This is a genomic window from Rhizobium mongolense subsp. loessense (assembly GCF_900099775.1).
Taxonomy (GTDB): domain Bacteria; phylum Pseudomonadota; class Alphaproteobacteria; order Rhizobiales; family Rhizobiaceae; genus Rhizobium; species Rhizobium loessense.
The window spans coordinates 540,414-558,563 of record NZ_FMTM01000001.1; the positions used below are offsets into that span (position 1 = coordinate 540,414).

The 18,150-nt window shown below is 62.5% G+C and carries 16 protein-coding genes; 12 read left to right on the forward strand and 4 right to left on the reverse strand.

Annotated elements, in window-relative coordinates; translation table 11 throughout:
- Positions 1-198 precede the first annotated feature (198 nt).
- Both aroC and ribB read left to right on the forward strand, forming a co-directional pair.
- A complete protein-coding gene (gene aroC, locus BLP23_RS02775; RefSeq protein WP_092583442.1) occupies positions 199-1,296 on the forward strand; it encodes a chorismate synthase in 1,098 nt (365 codons plus the stop codon).
- 10 nt (positions 1,297-1,306) lie between these two features.
- The gene (gene ribB, locus BLP23_RS02780; protein WP_092583443.1) at positions 1,307-2,410 is read left to right on the forward strand and encodes a 3,4-dihydroxy-2-butanone-4-phosphate synthase; all 1,104 of its coding nucleotides are present in this window, start codon (positions 1,307-1,309) and stop codon (positions 2,408-2,410) included.
- A gap of 117 nt (positions 2,411-2,527) precedes the next feature.
- Here ribB and BLP23_RS02785 read toward each other — a convergent pair whose 3' ends face one another.
- On the reverse strand, positions 2,528-3,718 hold the full coding sequence (locus BLP23_RS02785) for a winged helix-turn-helix domain-containing protein (protein WP_092583444.1): 1,191 nt from the start codon (positions 3,716-3,718) through the stop codon (positions 2,528-2,530).
- A gap of 98 nt (positions 3,719-3,816) precedes the next feature.
- On the opposite strand from BLP23_RS02785, the gene BLP23_RS02790 reads away from it, so the two are divergent.
- The 3 genes from BLP23_RS02790 to BLP23_RS02800 are packed head-to-tail and all read left to right on the forward strand — an operon-like array spanning position 3,817 to position 5,687.
- Positions 3,817-4,491, forward strand: a complete 675-nt coding sequence (locus BLP23_RS02790; protein WP_092583445.1) for an energy-coupling factor ABC transporter ATP-binding protein — start codon at positions 3,817-3,819, stop codon at positions 4,489-4,491.
- Complete coding sequence (locus tag BLP23_RS02795) at positions 4,491-5,099, forward strand: CbiQ family ECF transporter T component (protein ID WP_092583446.1); 609 nt, start codon at positions 4,491-4,493, stop codon at positions 5,097-5,099. The genes BLP23_RS02790 and BLP23_RS02795 overlap by 1 nt, the downstream gene beginning before the upstream one ends.
- A gap of 24 nt (positions 5,100-5,123) precedes the next feature.
- The gene (locus BLP23_RS02800) at positions 5,124-5,687 is read left to right on the forward strand and encodes a biotin transporter BioY (protein WP_092583447.1); all 564 of its coding nucleotides are present in this window, start codon (positions 5,124-5,126) and stop codon (positions 5,685-5,687) included.
- 9 nt (positions 5,688-5,696) lie between these two features.
- Here the strand turns inward: BLP23_RS02800 and BLP23_RS02805 are convergent, their stop codons facing one another.
- A complete protein-coding gene (locus tag BLP23_RS02805; RefSeq protein ID WP_092583448.1) occupies positions 5,697-6,098 on the reverse strand; it encodes an acyl-CoA thioesterase in 402 nt (133 codons plus the stop codon).
- A gap of 162 nt (positions 6,099-6,260) precedes the next feature.
- On the opposite strand from BLP23_RS02805, the gene BLP23_RS02810 reads away from it, so the two are divergent.
- The 5 genes from BLP23_RS02810 (at position 6,261) to dxs (ending at position 11,318) form a co-directional block, all read left to right on the forward strand.
- Positions 6,261-7,196, forward strand: a complete 936-nt coding sequence (locus BLP23_RS02810) for a histone deacetylase family protein (protein ID WP_092583449.1) — start codon at positions 6,261-6,263, stop codon at positions 7,194-7,196.
- 2 nt (positions 7,197-7,198) lie between these two features.
- Positions 7,199-7,450 carry an exodeoxyribonuclease VII small subunit gene (locus BLP23_RS02815; protein WP_022716503.1) on the forward strand — a complete coding sequence of 84 codons (252 nt, stop codon included), beginning with the start codon at positions 7,199-7,201 and terminating at the stop codon, positions 7,448-7,450.
- Between the two features lie 86 nt (positions 7,451-7,536).
- On the forward strand, positions 7,537-8,304 hold the full coding sequence (locus tag BLP23_RS02820) for an SDR family NAD(P)-dependent oxidoreductase (protein WP_092583450.1): 768 nt from the start codon (positions 7,537-7,539) through the stop codon (positions 8,302-8,304).
- A 72-nt stretch (positions 8,305-8,376) separates the two neighbouring features.
- Positions 8,377-9,300 (forward strand): pirin family protein, encoded by a 924-nt coding sequence (locus BLP23_RS02825; RefSeq protein WP_092583451.1) that lies wholly within the window; start codon positions 8,377-8,379, stop codon positions 9,298-9,300.
- Between the two features lie 101 nt (positions 9,301-9,401).
- A complete protein-coding gene (gene dxs / locus BLP23_RS02830; RefSeq protein ID WP_092583452.1) occupies positions 9,402-11,318 on the forward strand; it encodes a 1-deoxy-D-xylulose-5-phosphate synthase in 1,917 nt (638 codons plus the stop codon).
- A 304-nt stretch (positions 11,319-11,622) separates the two neighbouring features.
- Here the strand turns inward: dxs and BLP23_RS02835 are convergent, their stop codons facing one another.
- Entirely contained in the window at positions 11,623-13,542 is a 1,920-nt protein-coding gene (locus BLP23_RS02835; protein WP_092584240.1) for a methyl-accepting chemotaxis protein, read from the reverse strand.
- Positions 13,543-13,861: 319 nt separating this feature from the next.
- Here BLP23_RS02835 and BLP23_RS02840 point away from each other — a divergent pair, with 319 nt between their 5' ends.
- Both BLP23_RS02840 and BLP23_RS02845 read left to right on the forward strand, forming a co-directional pair.
- Positions 13,862-14,608 carry a TlyA family RNA methyltransferase gene (locus BLP23_RS02840; protein ID WP_092584241.1) on the forward strand — a complete coding sequence of 249 codons (747 nt, stop codon included), beginning with the start codon at positions 13,862-13,864 and terminating at the stop codon, positions 14,606-14,608.
- Positions 14,605-15,873 carry a class I SAM-dependent RNA methyltransferase gene (locus BLP23_RS02845; RefSeq protein ID WP_092583453.1) on the forward strand — a complete coding sequence of 423 codons (1,269 nt, stop codon included), beginning with the start codon at positions 14,605-14,607 and terminating at the stop codon, positions 15,871-15,873. Before BLP23_RS02840 ends, BLP23_RS02845 begins: the two co-directional genes overlap by 4 nt.
- A gap of 72 nt (positions 15,874-15,945) precedes the next feature.
- On the opposite strand, the gene mcpU is transcribed toward BLP23_RS02845, so the two are convergent.
- A complete protein-coding gene (mcpU, locus tag BLP23_RS02850; protein WP_092583454.1) occupies positions 15,946-18,039 on the reverse strand; it encodes a methyl-accepting chemotaxis protein McpU in 2,094 nt (697 codons plus the stop codon).
- Positions 18,040-18,150 lie beyond the last annotated feature (111 nt).

An 18,150-nucleotide genomic window follows, 5' to 3' on the forward strand; every position in this document is an offset into this window, starting at 1 on the left:
GGAAGGATGATGAAGGCGCCGCGGCATTTCTGAATGCCGATGACGTCCAAAACCCGCATCGATCGCAAATTGCGGAAACGCCATTTCTTCCTCCCGTGGATTTCGCGAAAAGAAAGGCTTTTGCCCCAACCTCTTTTTGGCCTATGAGTGTCGCGCATTTTGGAGAATGGCGCGGGTTGCCGCGCGTGGTCGGAACACATGTCGCACAATACATTCGGTCATCTCTTCCGTGTAACAACCTGGGGCGAGAGCCACGGCCCGGCGCTCGGCTGCGTCGTCGACGGCTGCCCTCCCGGCCTGCGCTTCAAGCTGGAAGACATTCAGGCCTGGCTCGACAAGCGCAAGCCCGGCCAGTCGCGTTTCGTGACGCAGCGCCGCGAGGCGGACCTCGTGAAGGTGCTGTCCGGCGTGATGCTGGATGCCGACGGCGAGACGATGACTACGACCGGAACGCCGATCGCGATGACGATCGAGAACACGGATCAGCGCTCCAAAGATTACGGCGAGATTGCCCGGCAATACCGCCCCGGCCACGCCGACTATACCTATGACGTCAAATACGGCATCCGCGACTATCGTGGCGGCGGCCGCTCCTCCGCCCGCGAGACCGCCGCACGTGTCGCGGCCGGCGGGATTGCCCGTCTCGTTGTGCCGAACATGAAAGTTCATGGAGCTCTCGTGCAGATCGGCAAGCACAAGATCAACCGCCAGAACTGGGATTGGGATCAGGTTAATCAAAATCCCTTCTTCTCGCCGGATGCTGAGATCGTCCCCGTATGGGAGGAATATCTTGACGGCATCCGCAAACACGGCTCCTCAATCGGCGCCGTCGTCGAAGTCGTAGCTGAAGGTGTTCCAGCCGGGCTCGGTGCGCCCATCTATGCCAAGCTCGACCAGGACATAGCCTCGCTGCTGATGTCGATCAATGCCGTGAAGGGCGTCGAGATCGGTAACGGGTTCAGCGCCGCCGAGATCACCGGCGAAGAAAACGCCGACGAGATGCGCATGGGCAATGACGGCAAGCCGCTGTTTCTTTCCAACCACGCCGGCGGTATTTTAGGCGGCATATCGACCGGTCAGCCGGTGATCGCGCGGTTTGCGATCAAGCCGACTTCCTCCATCCTCACCGAGCGACGCTCGATTGATACCGATGGCAACAATGTCGATATCCGCACTAAGGGCCGGCACGACCCCTGCGTCGGCATCCGGGCCGTGCCGATCGGCGAAGCCATGGTCGCCTGCGCCATCGCCGATCACTACCTCCGCGACCGCGGCCAGACCGGCCGGCTGAAATAGGAACTGTCTCATGCCTTATGACCAGAAGCGCGTCGTCGATGCCATCCGGGCCTTCGAAGCCGGCGAAATCGTCGTCGTCATGGATGACGACGACCGGGAGAACGAAGGCGACCTGATCGTCGCCGCCGTCCATTGCACACCGGAAAAGATGGCCTTCATCGTCCGCCATACCTCCGGCATCGTCTGCACGCCCATGCCGAAAGAAGAGGCGAAGCGCCTGAACCTCAACGCCATGGTGGCCGAAAACGACTCCGCGCACACGACGGCCTTCACCGTGTCCGTCGATTTCAAGCACGGCACCACGACCGGCATTTCCGCCGACGACCGCACGCTGACAGTGCGCAATCTCGCCAATCCGAATGTCGGTGCGAGCGATTTCGTCCGGCCCGGCCACATCTTTCCACTCGTTGCCCGCGAAGGCGGCGTTCTGATGCGTTCTGGCCATACGGAAGCGGCCGTCGATCTTTGCAGGCTCGCTGGACTGCCGCTGATCGGCGTCATCAGCGAGCTCGTTAATGACGACGGTACGGTGACGCGCGGGCCGCAGGTCATCGATTTTGCGGAAAAGCATGGCCTGAAGCTCGTCTCGGTCGCAGACCTCATCGCCTATCGCCAGCGCAAGGAAACGCTGATCGAACTCGGCGCCAGCTTCGATATCGAGACGCCGTTCGGCAAGGCCAAGGCGCACACCTATTCGCTTCCCTGGGATCCGATGCAGCACCTCGCCGTTGTCTTCGGCGATATACGCGACGGCATCGACATCCCGGTGCGCCTGCACCCGGAAAATGTCGCCGAGGACCTCTTCGGCAAGAAAAGCCCGGTCGACCACTACATGCGAAAAATCGCCGAGGAAGGCCGCGGCATCATCGTCTACCTCCGTGAAGGCTCCGTGGGCGTGGGCCACTACGACAACGGCCGCAAGGCCCGCAGCCAGGGCCGCGAAGCCCACGCCGAAGCCAAGAGCCGCGAAAGCGAATGGCTGGAAATCGGCTTGGGCGCGCAGATCCTGAAAGACCTCGGCGTCAGTTCGATCAGGCTGCTCACCAGCCGCGAGCGACACTATGTCGGCCTGGAGGGATTTGGAATCAAGATTTCGAAGACGGAGATCTGGTGAGAGGCTCCCTTCTCCGGGGGAGACAGGTCGCCTGCCGGGCCGGATGAGGGGCGTTCCGACAATCTCGTGCCGAGCTAGGCTCCGGCACCGCTCCCCGTTGGGGAAAGAGACACGCGGCTAGCCCCTCCACCCCTTGAGAAACTCAACCTTCTCCACCCCCGCAAACTTCGCCACGCGCTCCAGTTCCGCTCGCAGCCTCTCCATCCGTCCCGAAGAAGCCTTCACGCCGGGCTCCAGCCATAGCCGCTTCACATCCAGCGTCCCCTTCTTGCGGTCGGCCTTCATGTCGATGCGGCCGATGAGTTTGTCACCTTCGAGCAGCGGGAAGACGTAATAGCCGTATTCGCGCTTCGGCTCAGGTACGAAAACCTCGATGCGGTAGAAGAAGCCGAACAGGCGCTCGGTGCGGTTGCGGTCGCGGATCATCGGATCGAAGGGGCTCAAAACGCGAATGCGCGCGGGAGCCTCGAGATAGTCATCCAGCGTCGAAAGGAAATCCGCGAGCGCCCAGGAGGGGCGCGGCTTGCCGCCGAGCGCCGGCTCGATCAGGATCTCGATCAGTTCGTCGCGATGGGTTGCAACCCAGGCCTTCGCCTCGTCCGGCGACAGCAGATTCCAAAAGGCGGCGATCTCGCCGTGTGTCGCAAAACCGAGCCGTTTCAACGCGCTTCGGCACGCCCAATCGACAAACTCCTCTCGGCTTACTTCCGGATCGCGGAATTCGGCGGGAATGACACGCTCGACCAGATCGTAGATCTTCTGGAAATTGGAGCGGCCGGCGATGGCGAACTTGCCGGTGTGCCAGAAATATTCGAGCGCGGTCTTGTTGGGATGCCAGTTCCACCAGCCGCCCGAGGTGTGTCCGTCGGCCTTGATCTCGCGCGCCATGATCGCGCCGTCGCGCGCCACGCGCTCGTAGGTCTCGTCGAAGGCATGCTCGAAACCCTCGCCGCGCCATTTGCGCCAGCGCTCGACGAGCACCTCTTCCTGGTGCCGGAATTTGTGCTTCCAGTATTTGAAGAAGGCGCTCGGCAGGATGGAGGCGTCGTGCGTCCAATGTTCGAACAGCGCGCCGTCCTTCTCCAGGAGCGCCGTCAGGTGTTCGCGTCTGTATGTCTGGTTGCGGGAAAAGAGGATCTGGTGATGCGCCCGCTCCACCGTCTGGATGCTGTCCACCTGCACGAAGCCGATGTCGTGGATCAGCCGCAGCAGCCCGGCCTTTGTCAGAGCGCGGTTCGGCGGAGAGCTAAGGCCCTGTTTGGCGAGGAAGACGCGGCGGGCATCGCTGTTCGAAAAGAGATTCGTCATGGGCACATCATATTCGGGAAAATGTTCCTAGCCACCCGGTTTTGCACTTTTGACGCTGCGGCTATAGAAGCAGCATCGGATTGTGACAGGGGAATGATTTGGAGATCCGCTTCGAAGGGGCTGCAGTCGCTTATGGCGCGCGGGAAGCGCTCTCGCCGCTGACCCTTGTTCTCACGGAAAACCGCATCGGCGTCATCGGCCTCAACGGTTCGGGAAAGACCACTTTCGCGCGGCTGATCAATGGCCTGACGAAGCCGACAGCCGGACGCGTGATCGTCAATGGCCGCGACACAGCCGAATCCCATTCGGCCCTTGCGGATGTCGGCTTCATCTTCCAGCAGCCGCAGAACCAGATCATCCTGCCGATCGTGCGTGACGACATTGCCTTCGGATTGAAGGGCCGCGGCTTCTCGAAGGCCGAGATCGAAGCGAAGGTTGAAGCTGTACTCGGCCGCTTCGGTGCCGCCCATCTGGCAGCGCGGCGGGCGCACGAGCTTTCTGGCGGCGAGTTGCAGATCGCCGCCCTCTCCGCGGTGCTAGTGACCGGCCCGGATATCCTGATCCTCGACGAGCCGACGAATCAGCTCGATCTCAAGAATCGCGCGTTGGTGCAGAAGATCATCGAGGGACTGCCTGAAAACGCCATCGTGATCAGCCATGATCTGGAACTGGTCGCGGATTTCGGCCGCGTCCTGCTCTTCCACGAGGGCAGGCTTGCCGCCGATGCGCCGGCGGCCGAGGCAATTGCGCGCTACCGGGAGATTATCGCCTGATGCAATCGCTGTATGTCGAGGGAACCAGCATCATGCACCGGCTCCCGGCGCGCTCGAAGCTGCTTGTTCTCGCGATCCTCGGCGTCATTCTCTTCACCACCCGCAACATTCCGCTGCTTTTGCTCGGCGTGCTGATAACAGGGGCCGTCTATTTTAGCCTCGGCCTGCCTTTCGGGCAGGCGACTGCACGGCTGAAGGCCGTGCTGCTGACGATCCTCGTCGTGGCACTTTTCAGCCTCGCCTTCAATCCCTGGCATGGCGCGGTCGTGGCGCTGCTGCGGCTGACGGCACTGATGCTCTTTGCGGCGGCGGTGACGGCAACAACGACGATCAGCGAGTTCATCGACGAGATCACGCTGCTTGCCCGCCCACTGGAGCGGGCCGGCCTGGTGGCGGCGAACGATGTCGGGCTTGCGGTCGGTCTCGTCGTCCGTTTCGTGCCGGAAATCCTTGGCCGCTACCAGGCGATCAAGGAGGCGCATACAGCCCGCGGCATTAAGGTGCGGCCCGTCACGGTGCTTGCGCCGTTGATCATCCTCACGCTCAGAGATGCGGATAATATTGCCGCAGCGATTGACGCGCGCGGCGTTCGGCGGCATGTCAGTTAACATTCTGTAACCACGGAGCCCATGATGAGCACCCGCGACCTCGTTCTCTCAGCCCTCTTTGCCGCAATCATAGTGGCGCTCGGCATTCTGCCGCCGATTACGCTCGGCTTCATTCCGGTGCCGATCACCGCGCAGTCGCTTGGCGTCATGATGGCAGGCGTCGTGCTCGGCGCGCGCCGCGGCGCGATCGCCGTGCTGATCGTGCTTGTTCTTGTCGCGATCGGCCTTCCGGTGCTTTCAGGCGGCCGCGGCGGCCTTGCGGCATTTGCCGCACCGACGACCGGCTTCCTCATCGGCTGGCTCTTTGCCGCCTTCGTCACCGGCTATGTCGCCGAGCGCCTGGTGAAGGCCGAGCAGTCCGGCCTCGTGCAGACGGTTGGCTTCTTCCTCGCATCCGCGATCGGCGGCATTGTCGTTCTCTATGCTTTCGGGATCGCCTATCTCGCGGTCGCTGCCGGCGTCGGCCTGCAACAGGCGTTCGTCGGTTCGATGGCCTTCGTCCCCGGCGATGTCATCAAGGCGTTCGTCGCAGCGCTCGCCGGCCGCGCCGTCATGGTTGGCTATCCGTTGCTGCCTGCACGTGCTTAGGATCGGAGCCTAATCAACGAAGGTGTAAAGCCAGTCGCGCGTTTCTTCAGGGAGCGCGGCCGGCGACAGGTCTTCGCGATTGCGTGCTTGCCAGATGATCTCGACCTCGGCGGCGCGTTCGCCTTCCGCCTGAACGGCAATCAGAAAGCCGACGGAGCGGACGCCGATCTTGTCGACCGCGGTGGTGAATTCCACCAGTTCATCGTAGTGCAAGGGCCGATGCAGGATGCAGGAAATCTTGCTTGCAGTATAAATTGGCTCGCCTTCCACTTCCGGCCGCGTCAGCCAGAAATTTGCAAGTACGGATTCGGCATAGGAAATATAGGACGAGATGAACATCTCACCATGCATGTCGACATCCCGAAACGGCACACGTATTTCCGCTACGTTCGAGCGCGCTGATTTTGCCATCTGTCTGCCTATCCTCACTTCCCTGCTGAAAGACTAATGGCGCCACAGCCCGAAGTAAACGGTGGAGGTGACATGCGCACGACACCGCTCCTATGTTGAAATTGCCGGCATTCGCGCCATCTGCTGTGGATCATGACTGGGGCAAGCGATAAGAGTATCCGCATGAGCACCCGCCTTTACGAACACCCGATCTTTCTCGAACATGTCACACCCGCGGGCCATCCCGAGCGGCCGGACCGGATGCGGGCAATCAACGTTGCGCTCGGCCATCCGAATTTCGCGCGGCTGGAGCGCAAGGAGGCGCCGCAGGCGAACGAGGAGGCCGTGCTGCTTGCCCATCCCGAGGAACATCTGCGCGCCATCCTGCGCCAGATCCCCGAAGAGGACGGCGAGATCAACCAGATCGAGGCCGATACCTATGCAAGCCCGAAGAGCCTGCAGGCGGCGTTGACGGGCGTCGGTGCGTCCATGGCTGCGGTGGATGACGTCTTCACCGGCAAGGCCGACAATGTCTTCGTCGCCGCCCGCCCGCCGGGGCATCACGCAGAGAAGATGACGGCGATGGGCTTCTGCTTCTTCAACAATGCGGCGATCGCCGCGCGCCACGCCCAGAAACGCCATGGCGCCGAGCGTGTCGCGATCGTCGATTGGGACGTGCACCACGGCAACGGCACGCAGGATATCTTCTGGGACGACGCCTCCGTGCTCTTCTGCTCGACGCATCAGATGCCGCTCTATCCGGGATCGGGAGCGAAGGACGAAAGCGGCAAGCATGGCACGATCATCAATGCGCCGCTTTCGCCGAATGTCGGCAGCGATCATTTCCGCGAGGCATTCAAATCGCGCGTACTGCCGGCGCTTGTCGATTTCCGGCCTGACCTCATCATCATATCTGCCGGATTCGACGCGCATCACCGCGATCCCTTGGCGCAGATCAATCTTGTCGGCGAGGATTTCGACTGGGCGACCGGAAGATTGCTGGAGATAGCCGACAAAAGCGCCTCCAACCGGGTCGTCAGCCTGCTGGAAGGCGGCTATGATCTGGAAGGGCTTGCCGAATCGGCAGGCCTGCATGTGCTTCGATTGATGAAGGGTTGAGTATGACTGACAGCGCCAAGCCGGAGGTTTCCGGTCTTTCCTTCGAAAAGGCGGTTGCCGAACTCGAAAGTATCGTCGCCCGCTTGGAGCGCGGCGACGTGGCGCTCGATGAATCCATCGAGATCTACGAGCGCGGCGAAGCGCTGAAGAAGCATTGTGAGACGCTGCTTTCGGCTGCCGAAAACCGCATCGAGAAGATCCGGCTCGACCGCGCCGGCAAACCGCAGGGAACGGAGCCGCTGGACGGGGCGTGATCCGGCAAAACATTCTCCCAAGACTTCTGGCCGGAAGCAAATCGTCAGTCTAACATCCCTTACCAACAGCAGAGGGAAAGTTCAGAATGACGGATAGGCTGAAGGGCAAGGTTGCCATCATCTCGGGCGGTGCGACCGGCATGGGCGGCGCAGCGTCAACGCTGTTTGCGGCCGAAGGCGCTCGTGTCGCGATCATAGACCGCAATGGCGAGGCGGCGGCGCAGACCGCCACGGCCATCCGGAATGCAGGCGGTGAAGCGGATTACTGGATTGCCGACGTTTCCGACGAGAAAGCGGTGAACATGGCCGTTGCCGGTATCGAGGAGCGCTATGGCGCCGTTACCGTGCTCTTCAATCATGCGGGTACCATCGTCATCAAGCCGTTCCTGGAAACGACGCTTGAGGAATGGGATTGGCTGCATGCCGTCAACGTGCGCTCGATGTTCCTGATGACAAAGGCCGTGTTGCCGAAGATGATCGCGGCAGGCGGCGGATCGATCGTCTGTACCTCGTCCATCTCCGCCGTTGCCGCGACGCCGATGGAAGTGCTCTATGACACGACCAAGGGTGCAGTGCATATGTTCGCGCGAGCGATTGCGGTGGAATTCCGCGACCGCAACATCCGCTGCAATGCAGTCTGCCCCGGCTTCATCCGTACGCCGCACGGCCTTCGTGAGGTGGCCGACTTGAAGGCGTTTGGCGTCGATGTTTCCGACGCCGCGATTGCTGCGCAGCAGGGGAGGATCGGCGAGCCGGAAGATGTCGCGAGGGCGGCGCTCTATTTGGCGAGCGACGAATCCAGCTTCGTCAACGGAGCCCATCTCTTCGTCGATAACGGCTTCACCGCCATCTGAAGAACATGAACCCTTTCGCGGCGGCGCGCCAGGCGCTATTGCTGGTCGCGCCCTCGTGCTCGGAGAACCGCCATGTCCTTCTTCCCCGGTAAAGACCCGCTGCCCGGCGACGCCTTCGCCTGCGACGCCATCGAGAATCTGATCATTCCGCGCACCAGTGATATCGGCGGTTTTCAGGTGCGGCGGGCGCTTCCGACGCGGCAACGCCGGCTGGTGGGGCCGTTCATCTTCTTCGACCGGATGGGACCGGCGATTCTGAAGCCTGGCGAAGCGCTGGATGTGAAGCCGCATCCGCATATCGGATTGTCGACAGTCACCTACCTTTTCGATGGCGAAATCCGGCATATGGACAGTCTTGGTACCGAGAAGGTGATACGGCCCGGCGACATCAACCTGATGACGGCCGGGCGCGGCATCGTGCATTCGGAGCGCACGCCCGACAATCTGCGTGGTCACCCGCTGCTGATGTCAGGCCTGCAGACCTGGCTGGCGCTACCGGACGACAAGGAAGAAATCGACCCTTCGTTTGCCCATACGGAAAAAAGCGAGATGCCGCTGATCGATGAACGTGGCGTGAGAGGGCGCGTCGTCATCGGCTCCTTCGAAGGAATGACGTCGCCGGTCAAGGTGTTTTCGGACACGCTCTATGCCGACCTCGATATTGAACCAGGCGCCAGGTTCCCCTTCGGCGCCGCCCATGAAGAGCGCGCAGCCTATGTGCTTTCGGGCGATGTCATCATCGCCGGCGACCGCTTTGCCGCGGATCAGCTGCTCGTCTTCCGGCCAGGCGACGCGATCACGCTTGAGGCAGGTCCTGCGGGCTGTCATCTGATGCTCTTTGGGGGTGCGGCGCTGAATTCGAAGCGGTACATCTGGTGGAACTTCGTTTCCTCCTCCAAGGAGCGTATCGAGAAGGCGAAGGAGGAATGGCGCACGGGCCGCTTCGACATCGTTCCGGGGGACGAAGAGGAATTCGTGCCTTTGCCTGAAGGATGAACTCCCTTAGAATTATGGGGTTGCGGTTCTTGAAATGCACTTGTTTTGCCGCAATCTAATCGAATAAGCAAAGCAAGAACCATAAGAAAGAGCTCCCGCCCGTGACACATCAGCCGAAAACCCCGCTGCTCGACCAGGTCAAATATCCCGCCGACCTGCGCAAGCTCGAGGATCGTGACCTGCCGCAGCTTGCGCGCGAAGTCCGAGACGAGATGATCGATGCGGTCTCGCGCACCGGCGGTCATCTGGGCGCGGGTCTCGGCGTCGTCGAACTGACGATCGCCATCCACAGCGTCTTCGATACGCCCGAGGACCGGTTGATCTTCGACGTCGGCCACCAGTGTTATCCGCACAAGATCCTTACCGGCCGCCGCGAGCGGATCCGCACGCTGCGTCAGGAAGGCGGCCTTTCCGGGTTCACGCGGCGCGCCGAGAGCGAATACGATCCCTTCGGGGCGGCGCACTCATCGACCTCGATTTCCGCGGGTCTCGGCATGGCGGTCGCCGCCGAACTCAGCAAGACAGACCGGCGCGTGATTGCCGTCATCGGCGACGGCGCCATGTCAGCCGGCATGGCTTACGAGGCGCTGAACAATGCCGGCGCGCTCGATGCGCGGCTCATCGTCATCCTCAACGACAACGATATGTCGATTGCCCCGCCGACGGGTGCCATGAGCGCCTATCTCGCCCGCCTCGCCTCCGGACGGACCTATATGGGCTTTCGCGATTTCGGCAAGAAGCTGACGGCTTATCTCGGCAAGAAAGTCGACCGGGCGCTGACCCGCGCCGTCGAGCACGCGCGAGGCTACGTGACCGGCGGCACCATGTTCGAGGAAATGGGCTTCTACCATATCGGCCCGATCGATGGTCATTCCTTCGAGCATCTGCTCCCAGTGCTGCGCAATGTGCGCGACAACGCCGAAGGTCCGGTGTTGATCCACGTCGTCACGCAGAAGGGCAAGGGTTATCCGCCTGCCGAAGCCGCCGCCGACAAGTACCACGGCGTCAACAAATTCGACGTCATCACCGGGGCGCAGGCCAAGGTGAAGCCGAATGCGCCGAGCTATACGAGCGTCTTCGCCGAGGCGCTGGTGCAGGAGGCAACGCTCGACGGCAAGATCGTCGGCATCACGGCGGCCATGCCGAATGGCACTGGCCTGGACAAGCTTGCCGAAGTCTTCCCTGCCCGCTGTTTCGATGTCGGCATCGCCGAGCAGCATGCCGTCACCTTCGCGGCCGGCCTGGCCACCGAGGGTTACAAGCCGTTTGCGGCGCTCTATTCCACCTTCCTGCAGCGCGCCTACGACCAGGTCGTCCACGATGTCGCAATCCAGGGCCTGCCGGTCCGTTTCCCGATCGACCGCGCTGGTTTCGTCGGCGCCGACGGCCCGACCCATGCGGGTTCGTTCGACACGACATTCCTTGCGACGCTTCCCGGTTTCGTCGTCATGGCTGCGGCCGACGAGGCGGAACTGAAGCATATGGTGCGCACGGCGGCGGCTTATGACGCCGGCCCGATTTCATTCCGTTATCCGCGCGGCGAAGGTGTCGGCGTCGAAATGCCGGCGCGCGGCGAAATCTTGCAGATCGGCAAGGGCCGCATCGTCAAGGAAGGTACCAAGGTTGCGCTGCTTTCCTTCGGCTCGCGGCTCGCGGACTGCCTGCTTGCGGCCGAAGATCTTGAGGCTGCCGGCCTTTCGACCACCGTTGCCGATGCGCGCTTCGCCAAGCCGCTGGACCACGGCCTGATTCGCCAGCTCGCCCGCCACCACGAAATGCTGATCACCGTCGAAGAAGGCGCCATCGGCGGCTTTGGCAGTCATGTGCTGCATTTCCTCGCGATGGAAGGCCTGCTTGAAAGCGGCCTGAAGGTCCGCTCGCTCACCATGCCCGATATCTGGATGGAGCAGGCGAAACCAGAGGTGATGAACGCCCATGCCGGTCTCGACCGCGCAGGCATCGTTTCCACCGTCTTCCGGACACTCGGCCACGGCGCGGCCGTGGGGGTTGCGGGCTGACGCCATCCGGAGCCTTCGGCAACGCGCAGGCTCCACAAAGCTACAATCTACTTCTTTCCATCCGGATGCCGCCGCACCCAGGCGGCGGCAGGTTAGCCGCAGGTGTCCGCGCGGGCGGCCGAAGCGGGATTTCGCGTCGGCTACGACAGCCCGTCCCAGTTGAGCGGCGACTATGTCCGGTTCACCTTATACCACCACACGCGACGTCGAGCGGATCGGCGGCATCCAGGGCATTTAGCACGCAACAAACGAGAAGGGCGGCCAAATCGGCCGCCCCTCTCATATTCCAGATCGATCAGCGTTCTTAGAACTCCGTCCAATCGTCTTGGACGGCTGCGGCGGTTGCCGCCTTACCGCCGAAGGCACTGGCGAGCTTGCTGGTCAGCGCGCGGGCGGGCGATGCAACAGGGCGGGCGCCTGACTGCGCGGCACGGGGCGCGGCCGCCGGTGCGGCCTGGCCGAGCTTGAACTGTTGCAGCAAGGCGTCCAGCGCGTTGGCTTCCTGAGCCAGCGCATGGCTTGCCGCCGTTTGTTCTTCAACCATGGCAGCATTCTGCTGCGTGCCCTGGTCCATATTGTTGACGGCGGTGTTGATCTCCTGCAGGCCGATCGACTGTTCGCGCGTGGCGGTGACGATCGCGCCGATATGGCGGTTGATCTCCTGGACTTCGCTCACGATCTCGGCGAGCGCCTTGCCGGTTTCACCGACAAGCGAGACGCCGGTGTTGACATGGTCGCCTGAGGTCGTGATCAGCGCCTTGATCTCCTTGGCGGCGTTGGCGGAACGCTGGGCCAGTTCACGCACCTCCTGGGCAACGACGGCAAAGCCCTTGCCCGCATCACCTGCACGGGCGGCCTCGACGCCCGCGTTCAAGGCAAGAAGGTTCGTCTGGAAGGCTATGTCGTCGATGACGCCGATGATGTTGCTGATCTCGCCCGAGGACTTTTCGATCTGCTGCATGGCAGTGACGGCCTTGCGGACAACATCGCCGGAGCGCTCGGCACCGAGACGCGCACGCTCGACCAGATGGCCGACATCTTCGGCGCGCTTGGCGCTGTCGCGGACGGTCGTCGTGACCTCTTCGAGAGCTGCGGCGGTTTCCTCGACAGCAGCAGCCTGCTGTTCGGTACGGCGGGCGAGGTCGTCGGCGGCGGAGCGGATTTCGCCGGCGCCGGCATTGATCGCCGAGGCATTGCGGCCAACCGCCTGGAGTGCCGACTGAAGCTTTTCAGCGGCATGGTTGAAGTCGTTTCGCAGGCTGTCGAAGTGAGCGGAGAAGGGCGTTGCGATCCGGCTTGCGACATCGCCGTTGGCGAGGTTCGAAAGACCGCCCGCCAGACTGTCGATCGCAAAGCGGATCTCGGCTGCCTCGCGGGCCTTCTCCTCGTCGGAGAGCTGACGCTGGCGCTCGGCCTCGTCGCGCATGCGGTCCGTCTCTCCGGAAAGACGCTGCTTTTCGATTGCGGCCTCCTTGAAAACCAGCACCGATTTCGCCATCAGGCCGACTTCGTCGCCGCGGTCGAGCGCCGGCACGTCGATATCGTTATGGCCCGCTGCCAAGCGGCCCATGGCGACGGTCATGCCGACGATCGGCTGCGCGATGGTACGCGATAGAAGCCAGGCAAGCACGGCTGCGGCAAGCGATGCAGCGATGCCACCGACGATCAGGGTGAAGGTCAGATCCTTGTTGGCGTCGAGCTGCGTTGCGGCAAAGGCCGCCGACTTTTCGCGGGCGACAGCCTTGATCTTGGCGGAGGCCTGACGGAAGCCGTCGAGTTGTCCCTTCGTGGCGTTAACACCGATCTTGACCACGTCTGCGATCGGCATCTCGGTTTCCTTGCGGGCCCTGGCCTGCGGTTCGGCAAGTTCGTGAAAATAGAGATCGGCCGCCTTCTGCATGCCGTCGATCATCCCGATCAGTTCCGCCTCGCCTGCAGCTGTCTGCTTGGCGGCAGCAATCGCCTTTAGCATGCGCTCGCGATTGGCGAAGATATCGCCATAGGTGCTGTCGCTGCGGAAGAGGATGAAGCCCCGCAGGTTGACGGCCTGCTCCAGCATCGCCTGCAGCGCGTCGTCGATGTGATTGACGAGGAGCTCCGATTTCTCCTGTTCGGCGGCAGCCGCAGCCGAGGCGTTTGCCTTGCTGTACACATAGGCTGAGACGGAAATGAAGATGAGAATCAGCGCGGCAAAGGTTGCGGCAAGCTTTCCCTTCAAGGACATGTTGGCGAACACCGGTCAACTCTCCTGACAAAAACGGCGATACAAGCCGCGCGAGACGCAGCGGCAAAGCGAATAAAACTGAAACATGATCTGCAGGTGGAGGTTATGATGCCATCATGGCAGGGAACGGCCCGGGCGGACCGCTGCAATCACCGCGAAACTACGGGCATCGGCTTTAAATTTGCTTAATCTGTACTGCCCAAATTTTGGGGAGGAATTGTTTCCACGCGCTTCGCATTTCCTCGAAAGCCCTCATCTCATCTGCGGCGGCGGCAACAAAAGGCTTGCAAGCAGCGGCTTTGCCGGTCATGGACAGCCGATGTCCGATCAGAATACCCAGCGCCTCGACCAGCTTCTCGTGAGCCTCGGCCTCTTTTCCAGCCGCTCGCGGGCACGCGATGCCGTAAGCCGTGGCACAGTGAAGGTTGGCGGCGCTGTCGTGACAAAGCCGGGCGCCCTCTTTGCCGAGGACGCCGTAATCGAGGTCGATGACCCGGCGCAGGATTACGTCTCCCGTGCCGCGCTCAAGCTCATTGCGGCGCTCGATCATTTCCATCTTTGTCCGGCGGGCCACCACTGTCTCGACATCGGCGCTTCGACAGGCGGCTTCACTGAAGTGCTGCTGGAGCGCGACGCGGCACATGTGACCGCCATCGATGTCGGTCACGGGCAGATGCATCCGCGCATCGCAGGCGATCCGCGGGTCACGAATATCGAGGGGCTGAACGCCCGCAATTTGACGGCAGAGGATATCGGCCGGCCAACCACCTTCGTCGTGTCGGATGTTTCGTTCATTTCGCTGAAGCTCGCGCTGGCGCCTGCGTTGCAGATCGCCGAGCGTGGCGCCATTGCAGCGCTTTTGGTAAAGCCGCAATTCGAAGCCGGACGCGAAGCGATCGGCAAGGGCGGACTGTTGAAGGACCCCTCCTGCGCGCCTGCGGTCGCCGCCGAGCTCGAGCGCTGGTTCGCCGAAGACATGGGCTGGAAGAGCCTTGGGCTCATCGCTTCGCCGATCGCCGGGGGCGACGGCAATCAGGAATTTCTACTCGCAGGAACGAAGCCGTGAGCACCGAAACAGTCACCATCCAGAAACTCGGCGGCCAGGGCGACGGCATTGCCGACGGCGCGGATGGCCCGATCTACGTGCCCTTCTCGCTGCCCGGCGAAAGCGTGGCGATCGCGCGCGTCAAGAACCACGGCACGATCATGTCGATTGCCAAGCCTTCGGCCGACCGGCAGGAGCCGCCCTGCCGCCATTTCGGCCCGGACGGTGTCAACGGAACTTGCGGCGGCTGCACGCTGCAGCACATGGCGGATCAGCCCTACCGGACCTTCAAGCGACAGCTGGTGATCGACGCACTGAAATCGAAGGGCATATCCTCCGAGGTCGGCGAACTCGTCCCTGCACATCCCGGCGAGCGGCGGCGCGTCGTCTTTGCGGCACGCAAGACCGAGAAGGATATGCTGATCGGCTTCAACCAGGCCGAAAGCCACCATATCGTTGCGATCGAGGAATGTCCTATCTCGTCGGCGGCGATCCTTGCACGGCTGCCGGCGATCAAGGCAATTGGCGCAGCACTTGCGACCAGCGCCGAGGCCTTTCGCATTTCGGTTCTCGAAACACTTTCCGGGCTTGATCTCGCCGTCGACGGGATCAAGAAGATGCCGGACCCACAGCGGCGTAAGGCGATTGAAACCGTGCTTGGCCTTCGCGGCATCGCGCGCGTTTCGCTGAATGGCGAAATCCTGGTCGAGCCATCCAAGCCGATCGTCGACTTCGGCGGTGTGCAGGTCTCGCCGCCGGCTGGCAGCTTCACCCAGGCGACGAAGCCCGCCGAAGAGACGATGGCCGAGCTGGTACTTGCCCATCTCGCCAAGACAAAGCGCATCGCCGATCTCTTTGCGGGCGCCGGCACTTTTTCCCTTCGGCTTGCCCGGATCGGACGCGTGCATGCCGTCGATGGCGAGGAGAAGGCGCTCGTCGCGCTCGACCAGGCGGCGCGCAAAGCACAAGGGCTGAAGCCGGTCAGCGTCGAGAAACGCGATCTCTTCCGCCGCCCGCTGATGACGTCAGAACTGAAAGTCTATGACGCGGTGGTCTTCGATCCGCCTCGCGCCGGAGCGGAGTTCCAGTGCCGCGAGCTCGCCCGTTCGACAGTGAAGAAGATCGCCGCTGTCAGTTGCAATCCGCTGACACTGGCGCGCGACCTCACCATTCTCATCGAGGGCGGCTACCGGATCACCGGCGTCACGCCGATTGACCAGTTTCTCTGGACCTCGCATGTCGAGGTGGTGGCGACGCTGGAAAAAATTGGCCCGGGCTCTCGCTGAGCCGCCATTTCGATCCGCGCGAACAAAAATGCCCGCACAACGCGGGCATCTTTTGGTTTGAAGCCGCAGGGATCAGGCAGCGCGGCGGTTAGCCGGAGCCGTCATCTGGGGTGTCCCGGATTGTAGGGTGAACTGCGCCAGAAGCTGCATCAGCTTTGCGGCCTCGGTTGCCAGGCCGTGGCTTGCCGCTGTCTGCTCTTCGACCATTGCAGCGTTCTGCTGTGTGCCCTGATCCATTGTGTTGACGGCCATATTGATCTCGTGGAGACCGGTCGATTGCTCACGGGTGGCCGTGACGATGGCGCCGACATGGCGGCTGATTTCCTGCACCTGCAGAACGATCGCCTCCAGCGCCTTGCCAGTATCGCCGACCAGCGTCACACCGGAGCGAACCTGGAAGTTCGAGGCCGTGATCAGGCTCTCGATCTCCTTGGCTGCCTTGGCGGAACGCTGCGCCAGTTCGCGAACTTCCTGCGCGACGACGGCAAACCCCTTGCCTGCCTCGCCTGCACGTGCGGCTTCGACACCGGCATTGAGCGCCAGAAGGTTGGTCTGGAACGCGATATCGTCGATGACGCTGATGATGTTCGAAATCTGCTCGGACGACTGCTCGATGCCGTTCATCGCATCGACCGCCTTGCGGACGATCTCGCCGGATTCTTCGGCGCCGACGCGTGTGCGGTTGACGAGATTGCCTGCTTCCTCGGCGCGGCGGGCAGTGTCCTTGACGGTGGTCGTGATCTCCTCGAGTGCTGCGGCAGTCTCTTCGACTGACGCTGCCTGCTGCTCCGTGCGGCGGGCGAGGCCATCGGCAGCAGTGCGGATCTCCGACGCACCGGCATCGATCGCATGCGCGTTGCGGCCGACCGTCTGGAGTGCCGCGTGCAGCTTGCCGACGGCCGTGTTGTAGTCGCTGCGGAGGCGGTCGAGATGCGCGGCGAACGGCGTTTCGATGCGGTGGGCGACATTACCCTCCGAAAGCGCTCCGAGCGCATCCGCAAGCGCGTCGACGGCGGTACGGATTTCTGCCGCCTCCAGCGCCTTTTGCGCCTCGCGGTCCTGCCGCTCGCGCTCGCTCAGTGCGCGGCTGGTCTCGGCCTCGCCTTCCAGGCGCTCGCGATCGATTGCGTTGTTCTTGAAGACTGCGACCGCTTCGGCCATCGAGCCGATCTGATCGCGGCGTTCCTCACCGGGAATGGAAGCGGAGAGATTGCCGGCTGCCAGATTCTGCATCGCAGCCGTCATGGCGGTGACGGGGCGGATGACGAGACCGTGCAGCAGCCAAGCCATGGCGACGATCATCAGACCAACGGCGAGAAGCGTGGCGATGGTCGCGGCAATGCGGAACTCGTTCAGGGACGCGAAGGCCTTGTCGCCGTCAACGACGAAGCCGAGATGCCACTCGACCGTCGGCAGGCCATCAACCGGCCGGAAGCTGACGAGAACCGGCTTGCCGTCGAATTCGCTCTCGACCAGGCCGGGACCGATCGACGGCGTCGCGTCCGGGAAGGCATCGGCAAGCGTCTTGGTAACAAGCTTGGCATCCGGATGGACAAGAATTTGGCCGCTTTTGTTGACAAGGAAAGCCATGCCCTGGCCGCCGAGATCGATCTCCTTGATCATCTTCACCATGGTATCCAGCGAAAAATCGCTGCCGACCACGCCGGCGAGCTTGCCGTCGCGCTTGACCGGTATGGCCGCGCTGATGATGAGATCGCCGCTCGAGGCGTCGGTGTAGGGCTCGGTCAGGACGGGCGCATCGGCCTTGACTGCGTCCTGATACCACGGGCGCTTGCGCGGATCGTAATCCGCCGGGAGCGGCAGGTCCGGCCAGGACGTGAACACGCCCTGTTCATCGCCGAGATAGGTACTGACGAACTGCTTCGTCAGGACGTCGTTCTGCAGCACGCTGACAACGCCGGCGGGATCGGCAGCCTTTGCGGAGGCGTTCGCGACCATCGCGGTCAGCGTGACGCGACCGTTCATCCAGTTGGCAAGGCTGCGTGCAGCCTGCTCGCCGGAAGACTGGATATTCGCTTCGATCGAGGCCGTCGTGACGCTACGCTGCACCGAATTGATATAAGAGGAAAAGGCGACAAAGGCCGCGAGAACGACGGCGGACGCAGCGACAAGGATGCGCGTCATCAAATTCGTCTTCTTTTTCAAGATGCGTTCCTTTCGGATCGTCTGCCGTCGCGTCGCCGCGCAGGAACGCGGGGCGGGAGCGCTGAACGGGCAGAGGGCTCATGGAGACAAGGATGCGCAAAGCGCCTCATG